The sequence below is a fragment of the Streptomyces sp. NRRL F-5650 genome, assembly GCF_000721365.1.
Classification (GTDB): domain Bacteria; phylum Actinomycetota; class Actinomycetes; order Streptomycetales; family Streptomycetaceae; genus Streptomyces; species Streptomyces ardesiacus.
Genome location: NZ_JOGV01000004.1, coordinates 201,925 through 218,198 on the forward strand (window position 1 = coordinate 201,925; position 16,274 = coordinate 218,198).

General features: G+C 71.9%; 13 protein-coding genes. 8 read left to right on the forward strand and 5 right to left on the reverse strand.

Annotated features, from left to right (window positions below; all coding sequences use genetic code 11):
- Positions 1 to 3 precede the first annotated feature (3 nt).
- From uvrB to aroQ, 6 genes are all read left to right on the forward strand, one after another.
- Positions 4 to 2,142, forward strand: coding sequence for an excinuclease ABC subunit UvrB (gene uvrB, locus IG88_RS0106820; protein ID WP_031036068.1), 2,139 nt, complete (start codon positions 4 to 6; stop codon positions 2,140 to 2,142).
- A 141-nt stretch (positions 2,143 to 2,283) separates the two neighbouring features.
- Complete coding sequence (locus IG88_RS0106825) at positions 2,284 to 2,862, forward strand: TerD family protein (protein WP_030404534.1); 579 nt, start codon at positions 2,284 to 2,286, stop codon at positions 2,860 to 2,862.
- Positions 2,863 to 3,033: 171 nt separating this feature from the next.
- Positions 3,034 to 5,097: a TerD family protein gene (locus IG88_RS0106830; protein ID WP_031036069.1), complete on the forward strand. Its 2,064-nt coding sequence runs from the start codon at positions 3,034 to 3,036 to the stop codon at positions 5,095 to 5,097.
- Between the two features lie 249 nt (positions 5,098 to 5,346).
- Positions 5,347 to 6,348 carry a TerC family protein gene (locus IG88_RS0106835; protein WP_031036071.1) on the forward strand — a complete coding sequence of 334 codons (1,002 nt, stop codon included), beginning with the start codon at positions 5,347 to 5,349 and terminating at the stop codon, positions 6,346 to 6,348.
- Between the two features lie 144 nt (positions 6,349 to 6,492).
- Positions 6,493 to 7,593, forward strand: a complete 1,101-nt coding sequence (locus tag IG88_RS0106840; protein ID WP_031036073.1) for a calcium:proton antiporter — start codon at positions 6,493 to 6,495, stop codon at positions 7,591 to 7,593.
- Positions 7,594 to 7,790: 197 nt separating this feature from the next.
- A complete protein-coding gene (aroQ, locus tag IG88_RS0106845) occupies positions 7,791 to 8,264 on the forward strand; it encodes a type II 3-dehydroquinate dehydratase (RefSeq protein WP_031036075.1) in 474 nt (157 codons plus the stop codon).
- A 422-nt stretch (positions 8,265 to 8,686) separates the two neighbouring features.
- Here the strand turns inward: aroQ and IG88_RS43265 are convergent, their stop codons facing one another.
- From IG88_RS43265 to IG88_RS0106860, 3 genes are all read right to left on the reverse strand, one after another.
- Positions 8,687 to 8,860 (reverse strand): hypothetical protein, encoded by a 174-nt coding sequence (locus IG88_RS43265; RefSeq protein WP_158853789.1) that lies wholly within the window; start codon positions 8,858 to 8,860, stop codon positions 8,687 to 8,689.
- Positions 8,861 to 8,965: 105 nt separating this feature from the next.
- On the reverse strand, positions 8,966 to 9,616 hold the full coding sequence (locus IG88_RS0106855) for an MBL fold metallo-hydrolase (RefSeq protein WP_031036079.1): 651 nt from the start codon (positions 9,614 to 9,616) through the stop codon (positions 8,966 to 8,968).
- A 54-nt stretch (positions 9,617 to 9,670) separates the two neighbouring features.
- On the reverse strand, positions 9,671 to 10,357 hold the full coding sequence (locus tag IG88_RS0106860) for a maleylpyruvate isomerase family mycothiol-dependent enzyme (RefSeq protein WP_031036082.1): 687 nt from the start codon (positions 10,355 to 10,357) through the stop codon (positions 9,671 to 9,673).
- 223 nt (positions 10,358 to 10,580) lie between these two features.
- Between IG88_RS0106860 and uvrA the strand changes: the two genes are divergently transcribed.
- Positions 10,581 to 13,580 (forward strand): excinuclease ABC subunit UvrA, encoded by a 3,000-nt coding sequence (uvrA, locus tag IG88_RS0106865; protein WP_031036083.1) that lies wholly within the window; start codon positions 10,581 to 10,583, stop codon positions 13,578 to 13,580.
- Between the two features lie 93 nt (positions 13,581 to 13,673).
- Here the strand turns inward: uvrA and IG88_RS0106870 are convergent, their stop codons facing one another.
- Together IG88_RS0106870 and IG88_RS0106875 are read right to left on the reverse strand one after the other, a co-directional pair.
- Positions 13,674 to 14,582 carry a carbohydrate kinase family protein gene (locus tag IG88_RS0106870; protein WP_031036085.1) on the reverse strand — a complete coding sequence of 303 codons (909 nt, stop codon included), beginning with the start codon at positions 14,580 to 14,582 and terminating at the stop codon, positions 13,674 to 13,676.
- Positions 14,563 to 15,627 carry a LacI family DNA-binding transcriptional regulator gene (locus IG88_RS0106875; protein ID WP_031036087.1) on the reverse strand — a complete coding sequence of 355 codons (1,065 nt, stop codon included), beginning with the start codon at positions 15,625 to 15,627 and terminating at the stop codon, positions 14,563 to 14,565. The genes IG88_RS0106870 and IG88_RS0106875 overlap by 20 nt, the downstream gene beginning before the upstream one ends.
- A 219-nt stretch (positions 15,628 to 15,846) precedes the next feature.
- Here IG88_RS0106875 and IG88_RS0106880 point away from each other — a divergent pair, with 219 nt between their 5' ends.
- The gene (locus IG88_RS0106880; protein ID WP_031036089.1) at positions 15,847 to 16,272 is read left to right on the forward strand and encodes a Rieske (2Fe-2S) protein; all 426 of its coding nucleotides are present in this window, start codon (positions 15,847 to 15,849) and stop codon (positions 16,270 to 16,272) included.
- Positions 16,273 to 16,274 lie beyond the last annotated feature (2 nt).

Here is a 16,274-nt window from a genome sequence, read left to right on the forward strand (position 1 = left end):
CCCATGCGGCCCGTTTCCCAGATCGAACGCACGGTGGCGCCCTTCGAGGTCGTCAGCCCCTACCAGCCCAGCGGCGACCAGCCGGCGGCCATCGCCGAGCTGGCCCGGCGCGTCCAGGCGGGCGAGAAGGACGTCGTCCTGCTCGGCGCCACCGGCACCGGCAAGTCCGCCACCACGGCGTGGATGATCGAGAAGCTCCAGCGCCCCACCCTGGTGATGGCGCCGAACAAGACGCTGGCCGCCCAGTTGGCGAACGAGTTCCGCGAGCTGCTGCCGAACAACGCCGTCGAGTACTTCGTCTCGTACTACGACTACTACCAGCCCGAGGCGTACGTCCCGCAGTCGGACACCTACATCGAGAAGGACTCCTCGATCAACGAGGAGGTGGAGCGCCTGCGCCACTCCGCCACCAACTCACTGCTCACCCGCCGCGACGTCGTCGTGGTCGCCTCCGTGTCCTGCATCTACGGCCTCGGCACCCCGCAGGAGTACGTGGACCGCATGGTCCCGCTGCGGGTCGGCGAGGAGCACGACCGGGACGAGCTGCTGCGCCGCTTCGTCGACATCCAGTACACGCGCAACGACATGGCCTTCACCCGGGGTACCTTCCGGGTGCGCGGCGACACCATCGAGATCTTCCCGGTCTACGAGGAGCTGGCCGTCCGCATCGAGATGTTCGGCGACGAGATCGAGGCCCTGTCCACGCTCCACCCCGTCACCGGCGAGATCATCAGCGACGACCAGCAGCTCTACGTCTTCCCGGCATCCCACTACGTCGCCGGCCCCGAGCGCCTGGAGCGGGCGGTCAACGACATCGAGAAGGAACTGGCCGAGCGCCTGACCGAGCTGGAGAAGCAGGGCAAGCTGCTGGAGGCCCAGCGGCTGCGGATGCGCACCACCTACGACATCGAGATGCTCCGCCAGATCGGCTCCTGCTCCGGCGTGGAGAACTACTCGATGCACTTCGACGGCCGCTCGCCGGGCTCCCCGCCGAACACGCTCCTCGACTACTTCCCGGACGACTTCCTGCTCGTCATCGACGAGTCCCACGTCACGGTGCCCCAGATCGGCGCCATGTACGAGGGCGACGCCTCCCGCAAGCGGACCCTGGTCGACCACGGCTTCCGGCTGCCCTCCGCGCTCGACAACCGCCCGCTGAAGTGGGAGGAGTTCCAGGAGCGCATCGGGCAGACCGTGTACCTGTCGGCGACCCCGGGCGCCTACGAGCTCTCCCGCGCGGACGGCGCCGTCGAGCAGATCATCCGCCCCACCGGGCTCGTCGACCCGGAGGTCGTCGTCAAGCCCACCGAGGGCCAGATCGACGACCTGGTGCACGAGATCCGCACCCGGACCGAGAAGGACGAGCGGGTCCTGGTCACCACCCTCACCAAGAAGATGGCCGAAGACCTCACCGACTACTTCGTGGAACTCGGCATCCAGGTCCGCTACCTCCACAGCGACGTCGACACCCTGCGCCGCGTCGAGCTGCTGCGCGAGCTGCGCGCCGGCGAGTACGACGTCCTGGTCGGCATCAACCTGCTGCGCGAGGGCCTCGACCTGCCCGAGGTCTCCCTGGTGGCGATCCTCGACGCGGACAAGGAGGGCTTCCTGCGCTCCGGCACCTCCCTGATCCAGACCATCGGCCGCGCGGCGCGCAACGTCTCCGGCCAGGTCCACATGTACGCGGACAAGATCACACCGGCGATGGAGAAGGCCATCGACGAGACCAACCGCCGCCGCGAGAAGCAGATCGCGTTCAACAAGGCGAACGGCATCGACCCCCAGCCGCTCCGCAAGAAGATCAACGACATCGTGGCCCAGATCGCGCGCGAGGACGTCGACACCGAGCAGCTCCTCGGTTCCGGCTACCGCCAGGTCAAGGAGGGCAAGGGTGCCAAGGCCCCCGTGCCCGCGCTGGGCGGCCGGACGGCGGAGGGGACCAAGGCGGCCAGGGGCCGGGCCAAGGAAACGGCGGTGACCGACCGCCCGGCGGCGGAGCTGGCCGCGCAGATCGAGGACCTCACCAACCGGATGCGTGCCGCCGCCGCCGACCTCCAGTTCGAGATCGCCGCCCGGCTGCGCGACGAGGTCTCCGAGATGAAGAAGGAACTGCGCCAGATGAAGGAGGCGGGCCTGGCCTGACGGCCCGTCCGACAGCGCGCTGTGTTGCAAGACCGACACAAAGCGCGGACCGGGGTGGGGCGCTGTCGGTGCCCCTGCGTAGGGTTCTTGTCAACCGCGGGTGCCGCGGCAACAGGGGACAGTTCGAGAGGGGATCAGCGCGTGACCGTCAACATGACCAAGGGTCAGGCCATCAGTCTGCAAAAGGGCGACGGCGGCAGCCTGACGTCGGTGCGCATGGGTCTCGGCTGGCAGGCGGCTCCCCGGCGCGGCCTGTTCGGCTCGCGCACCCGGGAGATCGACCTGGACGCCTCCGCGGTCCTCTTCGCGGACAAGCAGCCGGTCGACGTCGTCTTCTTCCGTCACCTGGTGAGCGACGACGGCTCGGTGCGCCACACCGGGGACAACCTCGTCGGCGGTGTCGGCCAGGGCGGCGACGACGAGGCCATCCTCGTCGACCTGCAGCGCGTTCCGGTCCACATCGACCAGATCGTCTTCACGGTCAACTCCTTCACCGGCCAGACCTTCCAGGAGGTCCAGAACGCCTTCTGCCGCCTGGTCGACGAGACCAACGGCCAGGAGCTGGCCCGCTACACCCTGGCGGGCGGCGGGGCCTTCACCGCCCAGATCATGGCCAAGGTGAGCCGCGCGGGCCAGGGCTGGGCGATGACCGCCATCGGCACCCCGGCCAACGGCCGCACCTTCCAGGACCTGATGCCCGCGATCCTGCCCGTCCTGTAGCGGGCCGTCCGCGGAGTCCCGCCGCGGGGGCGCGATCCGCAGGGATCCGGGCCGCGGCGGGCCGCCGGTCCGCAGCAGTCCGGCACGAACCGGCCGGTCCCGTCCGCGGGACCGGCCAGGCCCGCGTGACGCCTCGCGGGTGACGCACGAACGACACAGGGGGACAAGGCGATGACGGCCGAGCTGACGCGGGGACAGAACCACCCGCTTCCCGGGGCTCGTCTCGAGATCCGGGTCTCGGCCGGCACACCGGTCGTGGCCGGGGCCACACTCGGCGACGAGAACGGCACCATCCACGGCGTCGACGGGGTGGCCCACCCGGGCTCACCCACCGTGCCGGGCCTGGAGGTCTCCCGGCAGGCCGCCGCCGACCACCGCCTCGCGGTGGACCTGGACGCCGTGCCCGACGCCGTGCACCGCGTCAGCGTGCTGCTGGCCCTGCCCGCCACAGGCCGGGGACCGGCCCGCTTCGGGGCCGTGGCCGCGCCCTTCGTCGCCGTCACACACCTGGACGGCGACGAGGTCGCCAGCTACACCATCACCGGCCTGGAGGCCGAGTCCGCCGTCGTCGCCCTGGAGCTGTACCGGCGCCAGGGCGCCTGGAAGGTGCGCGCCGTCGGCCAGGGCTACGCGGGCGGCCTCGCCGAGCTCTTCGCCGACCAGCAACTGCCCGAGGCCCACCAGCTCGCGGGGAGCATCCACGAGGCGGTGGCGAGCGGACTGGCCCGCTCGGTCCCGGCCCCTGAGGCCGCCGCCCCGGCACACCGGCCGGACCACGGCTCCGCGCCCCGGACCGGAGGTCCAGACGGTTCCGTGCCCCCGGGCTCCCCGTACGACCCGCAGGGTGCTCACGCCCCGGGTGCGCAGACGCCCGCGGCGCCGGGGCAGCGCGGGGCACCGCAGCCGTACCCGGGCAGCCCGGAAGGCTCGGACGGCCTGGACGGTTTGGACGGTTTGGACGGCCCGGGGGAGCCCGTCACCGCCGGTCAGCCGTCCGCGCCGGCCGGAGCCGGCCCCATCGACTACACCCATCCCCGCCGGCAGAGCGCGGCGCCGCCCCCGCCCCCGCCGTCCGCGCCGCCCGCCGAACCGGGGCAGCCCGCCCGGCCCGTCGCCGGTGACGCCACCGGCTGGTCGATGGAGGAGCGGCTCTACAACCAGGTGTGGGGCATGTTCGAGGACCTGGCCCGCACCACGGCCGCCTACCGCAGCGCGGTCGACTTCGCCGACTCCCGCATGGAGAAGGAACTCGACCAGGCCCTGTCCGACCCGCGCAGCCGGATCGGCGGGCAGGGCGACGCCGCCCGGGAGGCGGCACGCGCCCGGCACGGCCAGTTGGTGTCCCAGGCCAGGGAGGTCCTGGACCGGGACGTCGCCCAGCTCGTCGCGGAGGCCGAGGTCGTCGAGCCCGCCCTGCCCGCCGCCTTCGCGCGCTGGGACAACCCCGTATGGCACGCCTACCGCGTCCCCATGGAGATCCCCATGGCGCTGCGGCTGGGCGATCTCCATCTGCCCGAGGCCGGCCGCGTCCGCATTCCGATGCTGATCCGGCTGCCGCTCGAACGCGGCCTGTGGATCGACTGCGGACGTTCCGCCTCGCTCGACGGCCTGCCCGCCGACTCCCACGAGATGCGGCGCCTGGGACTGGAGACGGCCGTCGCCCACGCGGCCCGGCTGCTCGCCGTCTACCCGGCGGGCGAGTTCACCGTGCACGTCATCGACCCGGCCGGATCAGGGGCGCAGGCACTGGCGCCACTGGTGCGGAGCGGGGTGCTCGCCGCGCCGCCCGCCCAGGGCGCCGCCGGTGCGGCGGACGTGCTGGCCCGGCTCACCCAGCGCGTCGACCTGGTGCAGATGGCGTTGCGCGGGGGCGCTCCCGACGCGCTGCCGCCCGGTCTCGACACCTCGCAGCAACTGCTGATCGTCAACGACTTCCCGCACGGCTTCGACGACCGGGCCGTCAACCAGTTGCGCTACCTCGCCGACGAGGGGCCGGCCGTCGGGGTCCACCTGATGATGGTCGCCGACCGCGAGGAGTCCGCCGGGTTCGGACCGCTGCTCGACCCGCTGTGGCGCTCGCTGCTGCGGCTGACGCCGGTGGCCGACGACCACCTCGCCGACCCGTGGGTCGGGCATGCCTGGACCTATGAGCCGCCGCTCGTGCCGTCCGGCAGCCAGGTGCTCGAACAGGTCCTCGCGCAGGTCGCCGCCGCCCGCCGTTCGTGGGGCCGGTGACCGCGCCCGATCTGGGCTTTTGAGCTTTATTTGCAAATCTCTTTACCTTCCCTTGGGGATTGGGGTACTGTCGTCCGTACGGAGGGGAGTACTCCCTGTCTGCTGCGGCGTACCCGTCAATACGGATCAGGCCAGATCCCGGGGCGTCGGCCCGTGGTCCGAGCGCATCACGCGTCCCGGACCGGGTGGAAGAGACCTCCGGCAGCGACGACGCTGACATCTGCCGTGTGACGTACTGCCGGAGGCGTAGTGGAAGTTTCCCCGACCCTGTGGGTCCTGACCATCGTGGGCCTCGCCGCCCTCATCGCGGTCGATTTCTTCATCGGCCGCAAGCCGCACGACGTGTCGATCAAGGAAGCCGGTATCTGGACCGGCGTCTGGATCGCCCTGGCGGGCCTCTTCGGACTCGGCCTGCTCTTCTTCGGCGGGGGGCAGCCCGCCGGCGAGTTCTTCGCGGGCTTCATCACCGAGAAGTCGCTGAGCGTGGACAACCTCTTCGTCTTCGTCCTGATCATGGCGAAGTTCGCGGTGCCCTCGCAGTACCAGCAGCGGGTCCTGCTCATCGGTGTCCTCATCGCCCTGGTCCTCAGGGCCGTCTTCATCGCCGCGGGTGCCGCGATCCTCGCGAGCTTCGCCTGGGTCTTCTACATCTTCGGTGCCTTCCTCATCTACACCGCCTGGAAGCTCATCCAGGAGGCACGGGCCGACGAGGAGGACGAGGAGTTCGAGGAGAACAAGCTCCTCAAGGCCGCCGAGCGCCGCTTCGGCGTCGCCGACCGGTACCACGGCACCAAGCTGTGGATCCAGGAGAACGGCAAGCGCGTCATGACCCCGATGCTGGTCGTGATGCTGGCGATCGGCACCACCGACGTGCTGTTCGCGCTCGACTCCATCCCGGCGATCTTCGGTCTGACGCAGGACCCGTACATCGTGTTCACGGCCAACGCGTTCGCCCTGATGGGCCTCAGGCAGCTCTACTTCCTCATCGGCGGTCTGCTGAAGAAGCTGGTGCACCTGTCCTACGGCCTGTCCGTGATCCTGGGCTTCATCGGCGTCAAGCTGGTGCTGCACGCACTGCACGAGTCGGGCGTCCATGTCCCCGAGATCAGCATTCCGGTCTCGCTCGGTGTGATCTGCGGTGTCCTGGTCGTCACCACGATCACCAGCCTCCGTGCCTCGAAGAAGCAGGCCGAGGCGGAAGCGGCGGCCGCCCGGAGCGGCGACGCGCCGAAGGACAGCGTCGAGGCCTGACCACCCGGCCGGGGAGCGGCGAGCGGCACGGAGCCGTTCGCCGCTCCGCGCGTTCCCGGGGCCCCGACGGGCCCGGCGCACCGGCGGGCGAGAGGCCCGCTGGTCCGGAGTGCGGGCCCCGTCGCCCTCTGCGACGATCACCGCATGGCCACCGGTCCCAGGGCGCTCCTCGCACAGTGGACGACCGTCACGCCCGTACTCGCGGTCGTACTGCTCGTTCTCACCTGGGGCCGCTCGCTGCCCGGTGCGGTCGTCGCCCTGCTCACGATCGTCCTGGCGGCCTCCGTCCTGGCCGCCGTGCACCATGCCGAGGTGGTCGCCCACCGCGTCGGCGAGCCCTTCGGCTCCCTCGTCCTCGCCATCGCCGTCACGGTCATCGAGGTCGCGCTCATCGTGACCCTGATGGCGGACGGCGGCGACAAGAGCGCGACCCTGGCCAGGGACACCGTCTTCGCGGCCGTCATGATCACCTGCAACGGGGTCGTGGGCCTCAGCCTCCTGGTCGCCTCCCTGCGCCACGGCATCGCGGTCTTCAACCCGGAGGGCACCGGCGCCGCCCTCGCCACGGTGGCGACCCTGGCCACCCTCAGCCTGGTCCTGCCGACGTTCACCACGAGCGCGCCGGGCCCGGAGTTCTCCACCGTGCAGCTGACCTTCGCGGCACTGTCCTCGCTCGTCCTGTACGGCCTGTTCATCGCGACCCTGACCGTGCGGCACCGCGACTACTTCCTGCCGATCACCCGGCAGGGCGAAGTGATCACGGCCGAGGAGCACGCCCACGCCCCGTCCGCCCGCACCGCCCTGTTCAGCCTCGCCATGCTGGGCCTGGCCCTGATCGGGGTCGTGGGCCTCGCCAAGGGCGTGTCGCCGACCATCGAGAGCGGGGTGGAGGCAGCCGGACTCCACCACGCCGTCGTCGGCGTCGTCATCGCGCTGCTGGTCCTGCTCCCCGAGACCATCGCCGCGGTGCGTTCCGCGCGCCGCGACCGGGTCCAGACCAGCCTGAACCTCGCACTCGGCTCGGCCATGGCCAGCATCGGCCTGACCATCCCCGCCGTCGCCCTGGCCTCCGTGTGGCTCTCGGGGCCGCTGGTGCTGGGCCTCAGCTCCATCCACATGGTGCTGCTCGCCCTGACCGTGGTCGTGGCCTCCCTGACGGTGGTGCCGGGCCGGGCCACGCCGTTGCAGGGAGGCGTCCACCTCGTACTGTTCGCGGCGTACCTGGAACTGGCCGTCAACCCGTAGCCGGGGCGGGACGCCGAGGCCCACGTCGGTGACGATCGTGGTCCCGGGCGCGGAGGGGCGCATCGCGCGCGGGACACGCGATCACCGTCGCGCGCGGAGCGTACGGGCTCGCGGGGACCTCGGCGCACCGTGATAGACCGGGGACCGAGCAGCGGTCGCGCAAAGGCCCGCCGCACCCCTCACGGACCGGAGGAACCGTGCCCCGCACCCTGGCCAACGCCCCGATCATGATCCTCAACGGCCCCAACCTGAACCTGCTCGGCCAGCGCCAGCCGGAGATCTACGGCTCCGACACCCTCGCCGACGTCGAGGCACTGTGCGTCAAGGCGGCGGCCGCGCACGGCGGGACCGTGGACTTCCGGCAGTCCAACCACGAGGGCGAACTGGTCGACTGGATCCACGAGGCCCGGCTGAACCACTGCGGGATCGTGATCAACCCCGCCGCCTACTCGCACACGTCCGTCGCCATCCTGGACGCGCTCAACACCTGCGACGGGCTGCCGGTGGTGGAGGTCCACATCTCCAACATCCACCAGCGCGAGCCGTTCCGTCACCATTCCTACGTCTCCCAGCGCGCCGACGGGGTCGTCGCGGGATGCGGGGTGCAGGGCTACGTGTTCGGCGTGGAGCGGGTCGCGGCCCTGGCCGGGGCGGGCTCGGCCAGGGCCTGAGGCGCCGGGGCCGCCGACCGGGGGGGCGGGGACAGGGAGGCCGGCGGCCCGTGCCGCCCAGGAGCCGTCGATCCTGCGCGGGGCTGCCCCCAGTCGACCGCGCCGCACCGCCCCGGCGGGAGCGCGCACGGCCCGCGGGTGCGTGCGAACGCTTCACACGGGGTGCGCACGGGGTACGGGGGCGCGGGGCCCGCGACGTATGCGCCCCTGCGCGCGGCACCGGCGGCCGTCGACAGTGCTGAGGCGATGTCCTCAATGGGCATCAGACCGGGACCGTCACCGTCGTGCAGGTCACCTGCCTCGGCCGACCGCCCCGCCCCTCCGGAGCCCGGACGATCGCCTTCCGCAGCGCTCCGCACGGACGGTCCTCCGCCCCAACACGAAGCGCCCTGCCCGGCGACCGGGCAGGGCGCTTCAGGTGCCTAGCGCTCCGGCTGCCGCTGCTCCGGCAGTTCCGCCCAGATGCGCGCAGCCATCAGATCAGCCTCGTCCTGAGGCGTCCCCGCCAGCACCAGAATGATCCCGCGGGACTGGTCCGGGAACGTGACCTCACGCATGACAGTGCCCAGCAGGCCCCGCGACGGTTCGTTCTGCAAGACAGCCTCCTTCCACGGCTGGGGCCACGCTAGAGAGCCCCCGACCCGAAGGCGAGGACCCTCCGCCAACCGGCCTACCGCCCGGAGTCACCTCGAGTGCTACGGCTACCAGCCCCGCGCCCACCACTCCGCGATCCGGGGCCGCTCCGAGCCCAGGGTGGTGTCGTTGCCGTGCCCCGGGTAGACCCAGGTCTCGTCGGGCAGGGGGAAGATCTTCTCTTCCAGGCCGTTCATCAGGCTCCGGAAGTCCTCGGGCCGTGTCGTGCGGCCAGGACCGCCCGGGAAGAGACAGTCCCCGGTGAACAGGTGGGGATGCCCGTGCGGGTCGTCGTAGACCAGGACGACGGAACCCGGCGTGTGGCCGACCAGGTGGCGGGCGGTGAGCTCCACCCGGCCCACCCGGACCGTGTCGCCGTCGTCCACCAGGACGTCGGTCGGCACCGGGATGCCCTCCGCGTCGTACCGGCCGGCGTGGGTGCGGGCGCCGGTGGCCGCGACGACCTCGGCGAGCGCCTGCCAGTGGTCGCCGTGGCGGTGGGTGGTGACGACGGACGCGATGCCGTCGTCACCGATCGTGCCGAGCAGGGTGTGCGCGTCGTTGGCGGCGTCGATGAGCAGTTGCTCGTCGGTGGCCCGGCATCGCAGCAGATAGGCGTTGTTGTTCATCGGGCCGACCGCGACCTTGGTGATCATCAGGTCCTTGAGCTCGTGCACGTCGGCGGGCCCGCCGACCGTCACCTCTCCGCTGTACGTCATGACGGCCAGCCTAGCGCCGTAAGGCGGCCCGCAGACCGCCTCCCGCCCGCCCGCCTACAGGGGAGGCAGCGCCGGCAGCGGGCCGCCCTCCACCGTGAGCGCGGCGCCCGCACGGCGGCCGGCGAGCCAGCCGAGCAGGTCGGCCGGGGAACCGGTGACGGTCACCTCGGGGGTCCCGGCCTTCCGTCCCGTGCGCCACGCGCGTGTGCCGTCCGTGAGCCGGGTGGGCGGTACGTCGGGGTGCCCGTCGAACCGGGCGGCGAGGAAGTCGGTCTCCCGCCCGGTGAACTCCTCCGGCAGGTCCTCCAGCTCGTACCCGATGCCCAGGTCCACGTGGTGCAGCTCCACCTCGGCCCACCGGCGGAACGGCAGCCTGGAGGCCGAGTCGGTGACCCCGTTGCGCAGCGCCACCGTGCGCGACCAGTCCGCGGTCGCCGCACCCGCCTCCTGGAAACGGGCCGCGCTCTCGCGCACGTCCGCGAGCTGGACCGCCAGGGGGCGCGGGGCGTCCCGTTCGATGTCCGCGTCGCGGGCCTCGCCGGAGACGTACATCGGGCGCCCTTCGAGGACGTTCACGAGGGCGTCGGCGTTGCGGGCGAGATGGGCGAGGACGTGTCCGCGGCTCCAGCCGGGAAGCCGTGACGACTCCGTCACGGACGCGTTGTCCAGTTTCCCGACCGCGGCGAGCAGCCGCTCGGTCGCGTCCCGTACAGACGCCAGGTCAAGCGCGTGATCCATCATGCCGCCGACCCTAGACCTCACCACACCTTCGGGTGAAGGTGGTGAGCGGCCCCCGTAATTCGAATGTGCGTGCTATAAGCTCGGTTGCGGCGTCGGGCATGCTGGGAAGTCGGGGTTTGTTGACAACCGGTGAATCCGACCGGCGTTGTCAGTGGCTCCCCCTAGTCTGAGAAAGACGGGGGCCCCGCCCCTGTCACTTCTCTCAAGAAAGGTGCGGACCGGCGTGGCCGACCGTCTCATCGTCCGTGGCGCGCGCGAGCACAACCTGAAGAACGTCTCGCTCGACCTGCCTCGCGACTCGCTCATCGTCTTCACGGGCCTGTCCGGGTCGGGCAAGTCCTCCCTGGCCTTCGACACGATCTTCGCCGAGGGCCAGCGGCGCTACGTGGAGTCACTCTCCTCCTACGCCCGGCAGTTCCTCGGCCAGATGGACAAGCCGGACGTCGACTTCATCGAGGGCCTCTCCCCGGCGGTCTCCATCGACCAGAAGTCGACCTCGCGCAACCCGCGCTCCACGGTCGGCACCATCACCGAGGTCTACGACTACCTGCGCCTGCTCTTCGCCCGCATCGGCAAGCCGCACTGTCCCGAGTGCGGACGGCCGATCTCGCGCCAGTCGCCGCAGGCCATCGTGGACAAGGTCCTGGAGCTGCCGGAGGGCAGCCGCTTCCAGGTGCTGTCGCCGCTGGTGCGCGAGCGCAAGGGCGAGTTCGTCGACCTCTTCGCCGACCTCCAGACCAAGGGCTACTCCCGCGCGCGCGTGGACGGCGAGACCGTCCAGCTCTCCCAGCCGCCCACGCTGAAGAAGCAGGAGAAGCACACCATCGAGGTGGTCGTCGACCGCCTCACGGTGAAGGACTCCGCCAAGCGGCGCCTGACCGACTCCGTGGAGACCGCCCTCGGTCTGTCCGGCGGCATGGTCGTGCTCGACTTCGTCGACCTCCCCGAGGACGACCCCGAGCGCGAGCGCATGTACTCCGAGCACCTGTACTGCCCGTACGACGACCTGTCCTTCGAGGAGCTGGAGCCCCGCTCCTTCTCCTTCAACTCGCCCTTCGGCGCCTGCCCCGACTGCTCCGGCATCGGCACGCGCATGGAGGTCGACCCGGAGCTGATCGTCCCCGACGAGGACAAGTCCCTCGACGAGGGCGCCATCCACCCCTGGTCGCACGGTCACACCAAGGACTACTTCGGCCGTCTCATCGGCGCCCTGGCCGACGCGCTCGGCTTCCGTACGGACATCCCCTTCGCGGGCCTGCCGCTGCGCGCCCGCAAGGCCCTGCTGAACGGCCACAAGACCCAGGTCGAGGTGCGCTACCGCAACCGGTACGGGCGCGAGCGCCGGTACACCACGGCCTTCGAGGGCGCCATCCCCTTCGTCAAGCGCCGGCACAGCGAGGCCGAGAGCGACTCCAGCCGCGAGCGCTTCGAGGGCTACATGCGCGAGGTGCCCTGCCCCACCTGCGAGGGCACCCGCCTCAAGCCCCTCGTCCTCGCGGTCACCGTCATGGACAAGTCGATCGCCGAGGTCTCGGCGATGTCCATCAGCGACTGCGCCGACTTCCTGGGCGAGCTGAAGCTCAACGCCCGCGACAAGAAGATCGCCGAGCGCGTGCTGAAGGAGGTCAACGAGCGGCTGCGGTTCCTGGTCGACGTCGGCCTGGACTACCTGTCGCTGAACCGCGCGGCCGGCACGCTCTCCGGCGGCGAGGCCCAGCGCATCCGCCTGGCCACCCAGATCGGCTCCGGACTCGTGGGCGTGCTCTACGTCCTCGACGAGCCGTCCATCGGCCTGCACCAGCGCGACAACCACCGGCTGATCGAGACCCTCGTCCGGCTGCGCGACATGGGCAACACCCTCATCGTGGTCGAGCACGACGAGGACACCATCAAGGTCGCCGACTGGATCGTCGACATCGGCCCCGGCGCCGGTGAGCACGGCGGCAAGGTGGTGCACAGCGGTTCCCTCAAGGAGCTGCTCGACAACGCCGAGTCGCAGACCGGGCTGTACCTGTCCGGGCGCAAGGCCATCCCGCTGCCCGACGTCCGGCGCCCGCAGGACCCCTCCCGGCGGCTCACCGTGCACGGCGCCCGGGAGAACAACCTCCAGGACATCGACGTGTCCTTCCCGCTGGGCGTCTTCACCGCCGTCACCGGTGTCTCGGGCTCCGGCAAGTCGACCCTGGTCAACGACATCCTGTACACCCACCTGGCCCGCGAGCTGAACGGCGCGCGCAACGTCCCCGGGCGGCACACGCGCGTGGACGGCGACGACCTCGTCGACAAGGTCGTCCACGTCGACCAGTCGCCCATCGGCCGCACCCCGCGGTCGAACCCGGCGACGTACACCGGCGTCTTCGACCACATCCGCAAGCTGTTCGCCGAGACGACGGAGGCGAAGGTCCGCGGCTACCTGCCCGGGCGGTTCTCCTTCAACGTCAAGGGCGGCCGCTGCGAGAACTGCGCGGGCGACGGCACGATCAAGATCGAGATGAACTTCCTCCCGGACGTCTACGTCCCGTGCGAGGTCTGCCACGGCGCCCGGTACAACCGGGAAACCCTGGAGGTCCACTACAAGGGCAAGTCCATCGCCGACGTGCTGAACATGCCGATCGAGGAGGCGACCGACTTCTTCGAGGCGGTCCCCGCCATCGCCCGGCACATGAAGACCCTGAAGGACGTCGGCCTCGGGTACGTCCGGCTCGGCCAGTCCGCGACCACCCTGTCCGGCGGCGAGGCCCAGCGCGTCAAGCTCGCCAGCGAGCTCCAGCGCCGCTCCACCGGACGCACGGTCTACGTCCTGGACGAGCCGACCACCGGTCTGCACTTCGAGGACATCAGCAAGCTGCTGACGGTCCTCGGCGGCCTGGTCGACAAGGGCAACACGGTCATCGTCATCGAGCACAACCTCGACGTGATCAAGACCGCCGACTGGGTCGTCGACATGGGTCCCGAGGGCGGCGCCGGCGGTGGTTTGGTGGTGGCCGAGGGCACGCCCGAGCAGGTCGCGGGCGTCCCCGCCAGCCACACCGGCAAGTTCCTGCGCGACGTCCTCGGTGCCGACCGGGTCAGCGATGCGGCACCGGTGACCAGGCCGCGCAAGGCGGCGAAGACGGTCGCGGCCAAGGCCACCGCCAAGAAGACCGTCACCAAGACGGCCAAGACGGCCAAGAAGGCCGCCACGCCCGCCGCGAAGAAGAGCACGCGGACGAGCAAGGCCTGAGCCCGGGCCCGGCGGCTGCGTGCGACCCCCGTACGCAGCCGCTGGTGCTGGTGCTGGTGCTGGTGCTGGTGCCGGTGCCGCCCCCCGGTGTTGTCAGAGGGCGACTTCGCGGGCGTACGGCGGTTCCGCACCCGCACGCGAGCAGGTGACCGCAGCCGCGCGGGCGGCGAAGCCCAGCAGCCCGGCCCAGCCGTCGGGCCCCAGAGCGGTCAGGGCCGCCTCGTCGAGGGCGTTGCGTGCCGCGAGGCCGTGCAGCAGGGCCGCGTTCACCGTGTCGCCCGCGCCGATCGTGTCCACCACCTCGACGCGCTCGCCCGGCACCGTGTACGCGCCCCCGTCGCGGGTGAACGCCGTCAGGCCGTCGCCGCCCCGGGTCACCACGACCGCCGCCGGGCCCGCCGCGAGCCACTCCCGGGGCGTGCCGCCGAGCCACTCGGCGTCCTCGGCGGACAGCTTCAGCAGCGACACCGACGGCAGCCAGCTCTTGAAGCGGGCCCGGTAGGCGTCCGGGTCCGCGATCAGCCCGGCCCGGATGTTCGGGTCCAGTGCCGTGAACACGCCCCGCGCGGCCGTCTCGCGCAGCAGCGCCTCGTAGGCGCCGGCGCCCGGCTCCAGCACCAGCGAACAGGTCCCGAAGGAGACGGCCCGCGTGCCGGGCGGCAGAGCGGCGGGCAGCGCGAACAGCCGGTCGGCCGTCCCCTCCACGTAGAAGGAGTAGGCGGCCGAGCCGTCCGCATCGAGCGAGGCCACGGCGAGGGTCGTCGGCTCGGCGCCGCGCTGCACCGGGGAGAGGTCCACGCCGGTCTCGCGCAGCCGGTCGAGCAGCGCCTCGCCGAAGGCGTCGTAGGACACCCGTGAACAGAAGGCGACGGGCGAGCCGAGCCGGCCCAGGGCGACGGCGGTGTTGTACGGACCGCCGCCGAGCGCGGGCCGCAGCGCGGCGAGGGCGCCCGTGCCCTGCGGTACCAGGTCGATCAGTGCCTCACCGGCGACGACGATCACGGGAGGGTCCTTTCTCGGGCCCGGGCTGCTCGGCGCAGCCGCAGGAGGTGCGGTGGACGAAGGAACAGGGCAGCCGTACGGTCCGCGCGGGCCGGTCCGGTGCGGCGAGGCGGTCCAGGAGCAGCCGCACGGCATGCGCGCCGATGTCCCTGCTGGGCTGGGCGACCGCGGTGAGCCGGGGCGAGAAGAGGTCGGCCCAGGCGAAGTCGTCGAAGCAGCACAGCGCGAGGTCGCCGGGCACGGACAGGTCCCGCTCGCGCAGGGCGCGCAGGGCGCCGATGGTCATGGCGTTGTTCGCGGTGACCAGCGCGGTGGGCGGCACCGCCAGGGACAGCAGGTCCGCCGTCGCCCGTTCGCCGCCGGCCGCGTCGGAGTCGCCGTGGACCAGGAGCCGCTCGTCGAAGGGCAGCCCGGCGGCGGCGAGTCCGTGCCGGTACCCGGTGATCCGCTCGCGGGTCGTGCTGAACCCCGGCCGGCCCGCGACCAGGCCGATCCGGCGGTGGCCCAGGCCCGCGAGATGGCTCACCAGCCCGGCCGTCGGTTCGGCGCCCTCGGCACAGACCTGGTCGAAACGCGGGGCGTCCCCGGCCTCCGGCGCGTCCACGATCCGGTCGAGGAACACGGCCGGCACCCGGTGGCGCGTGAGGTAGGCGACCAGGTCCCCGGGCTCGGCGGAGGGCGCGACGATCATGCCGTCCACGCGCCGCTCGTGCAGGAGCTGGACGACCTTGCGCTCGTGCCCGGGGTCGTCGTGCGGGTCGGCGATGAGCAGGCCGTAACCGTCCTCCAGGGCGCGGGCCTCGACGCCCTGGAGGATCTCCGTGAAGTACGGGTTGCTGATGGCCGACACCGCGAGCCCGATGGAACGGGTGCGGGAGGTCACCAGGGAGCGGGCCAGGGTGTTCGGGGTGTAGCCCAGTTCCTCGACGGCGTCGAGCACCGCCCGGCGGGTGTGCGGGAGCACCGGGCGGGTTTCGTTGAGCACGTGCGAGACGGTCGCCACGGAGACCCCGGCGCGGCGCGCCACATCGGCCATGGTCGCCACCGCGCCCTCCTTCGCCCGCTCGACCGACGGTCGCGTTCTGGCCGGGACCGTACCCCATGCCCCGGGGCCGCGTAAACGCTTGCGCAAGCGCTTACGCGGCCCGGGACGAGACCTGCCCCCACGCCGACCCGGCCCACGGGGCGGCCCGCCTCCCGGATATCGTCGCCCTGCAGCGCATCCCCGCTCACGCCCCGCCCCGCCCCGACCAGTGGAGACCCCATGCCCGGCCGCCCCGCCCCGAGTCGCCGTACCGTCCTGCGTTCGGTGGCCGCCACGCCCGTCGCCGGACTCGGCCTGGCCGCCTGCTCCCCGGGCGACGACGGCGCCGCCCCGGCCCGGCCGACCGCGCCCGTGGACCTGGGCGCGGACGGAGAGGTCGCCAAGGGCGCGACCAAGCTGTTCCCGGACGGGAACGTGGTGGTCACCCGCGCGGAGGACGGCTCCCTGAAGGCGTTCAGCACGGTGTGCACGCACGCGGGGTGCCCCATCAAGAAGCTGGAAGGGACCAAGCTCGTCTGCAACTGCCACGGCAGCGAGTTCGACGCCCGCACCGGCGAGGTGCTGCACGCCCCGGCGACCGTGCCGCTCGCCGAGCTGCCGGTCGAGGTGAAGCAGGGCCGGATCGTCGCGAGCCCGGGCACCTGAGC

Coding starts and splice junctions, on each gene's coding strand:
- uvrB (WP_031036068.1), top strand. CDS start 4: ATGCGGCCCGTTTCCCAGATCGAACGCACGGTGGCGCCCTTCGAGGTC.
- IG88_RS0106830 (WP_031036069.1), top strand. CDS start 3,034: ATGACGGCCGAGCTGACGCGGGGACAGAACCACCCGCTTCCCGGGGCT.
- IG88_RS0106840 (WP_031036073.1), top strand. CDS start 6,493: ATGGCCACCGGTCCCAGGGCGCTCCTCGCACAGTGGACGACCGTCACG.
- IG88_RS0106855 (WP_031036079.1), bottom strand. CDS start 9,616: ATGACGTACAGCGGAGAGGTGACGGTCGGCGGGCCCGCCGACGTGCAC.
- IG88_RS0106860 (WP_031036082.1), bottom strand. CDS start 10,357: ATGATGGATCACGCGCTTGACCTGGCGTCTGTACGGGACGCGACCGAG.
- IG88_RS0106880 (WP_031036089.1), top strand. CDS start 15,847: ATGCCCGGCCGCCCCGCCCCGAGTCGCCGTACCGTCCTGCGTTCGGTG.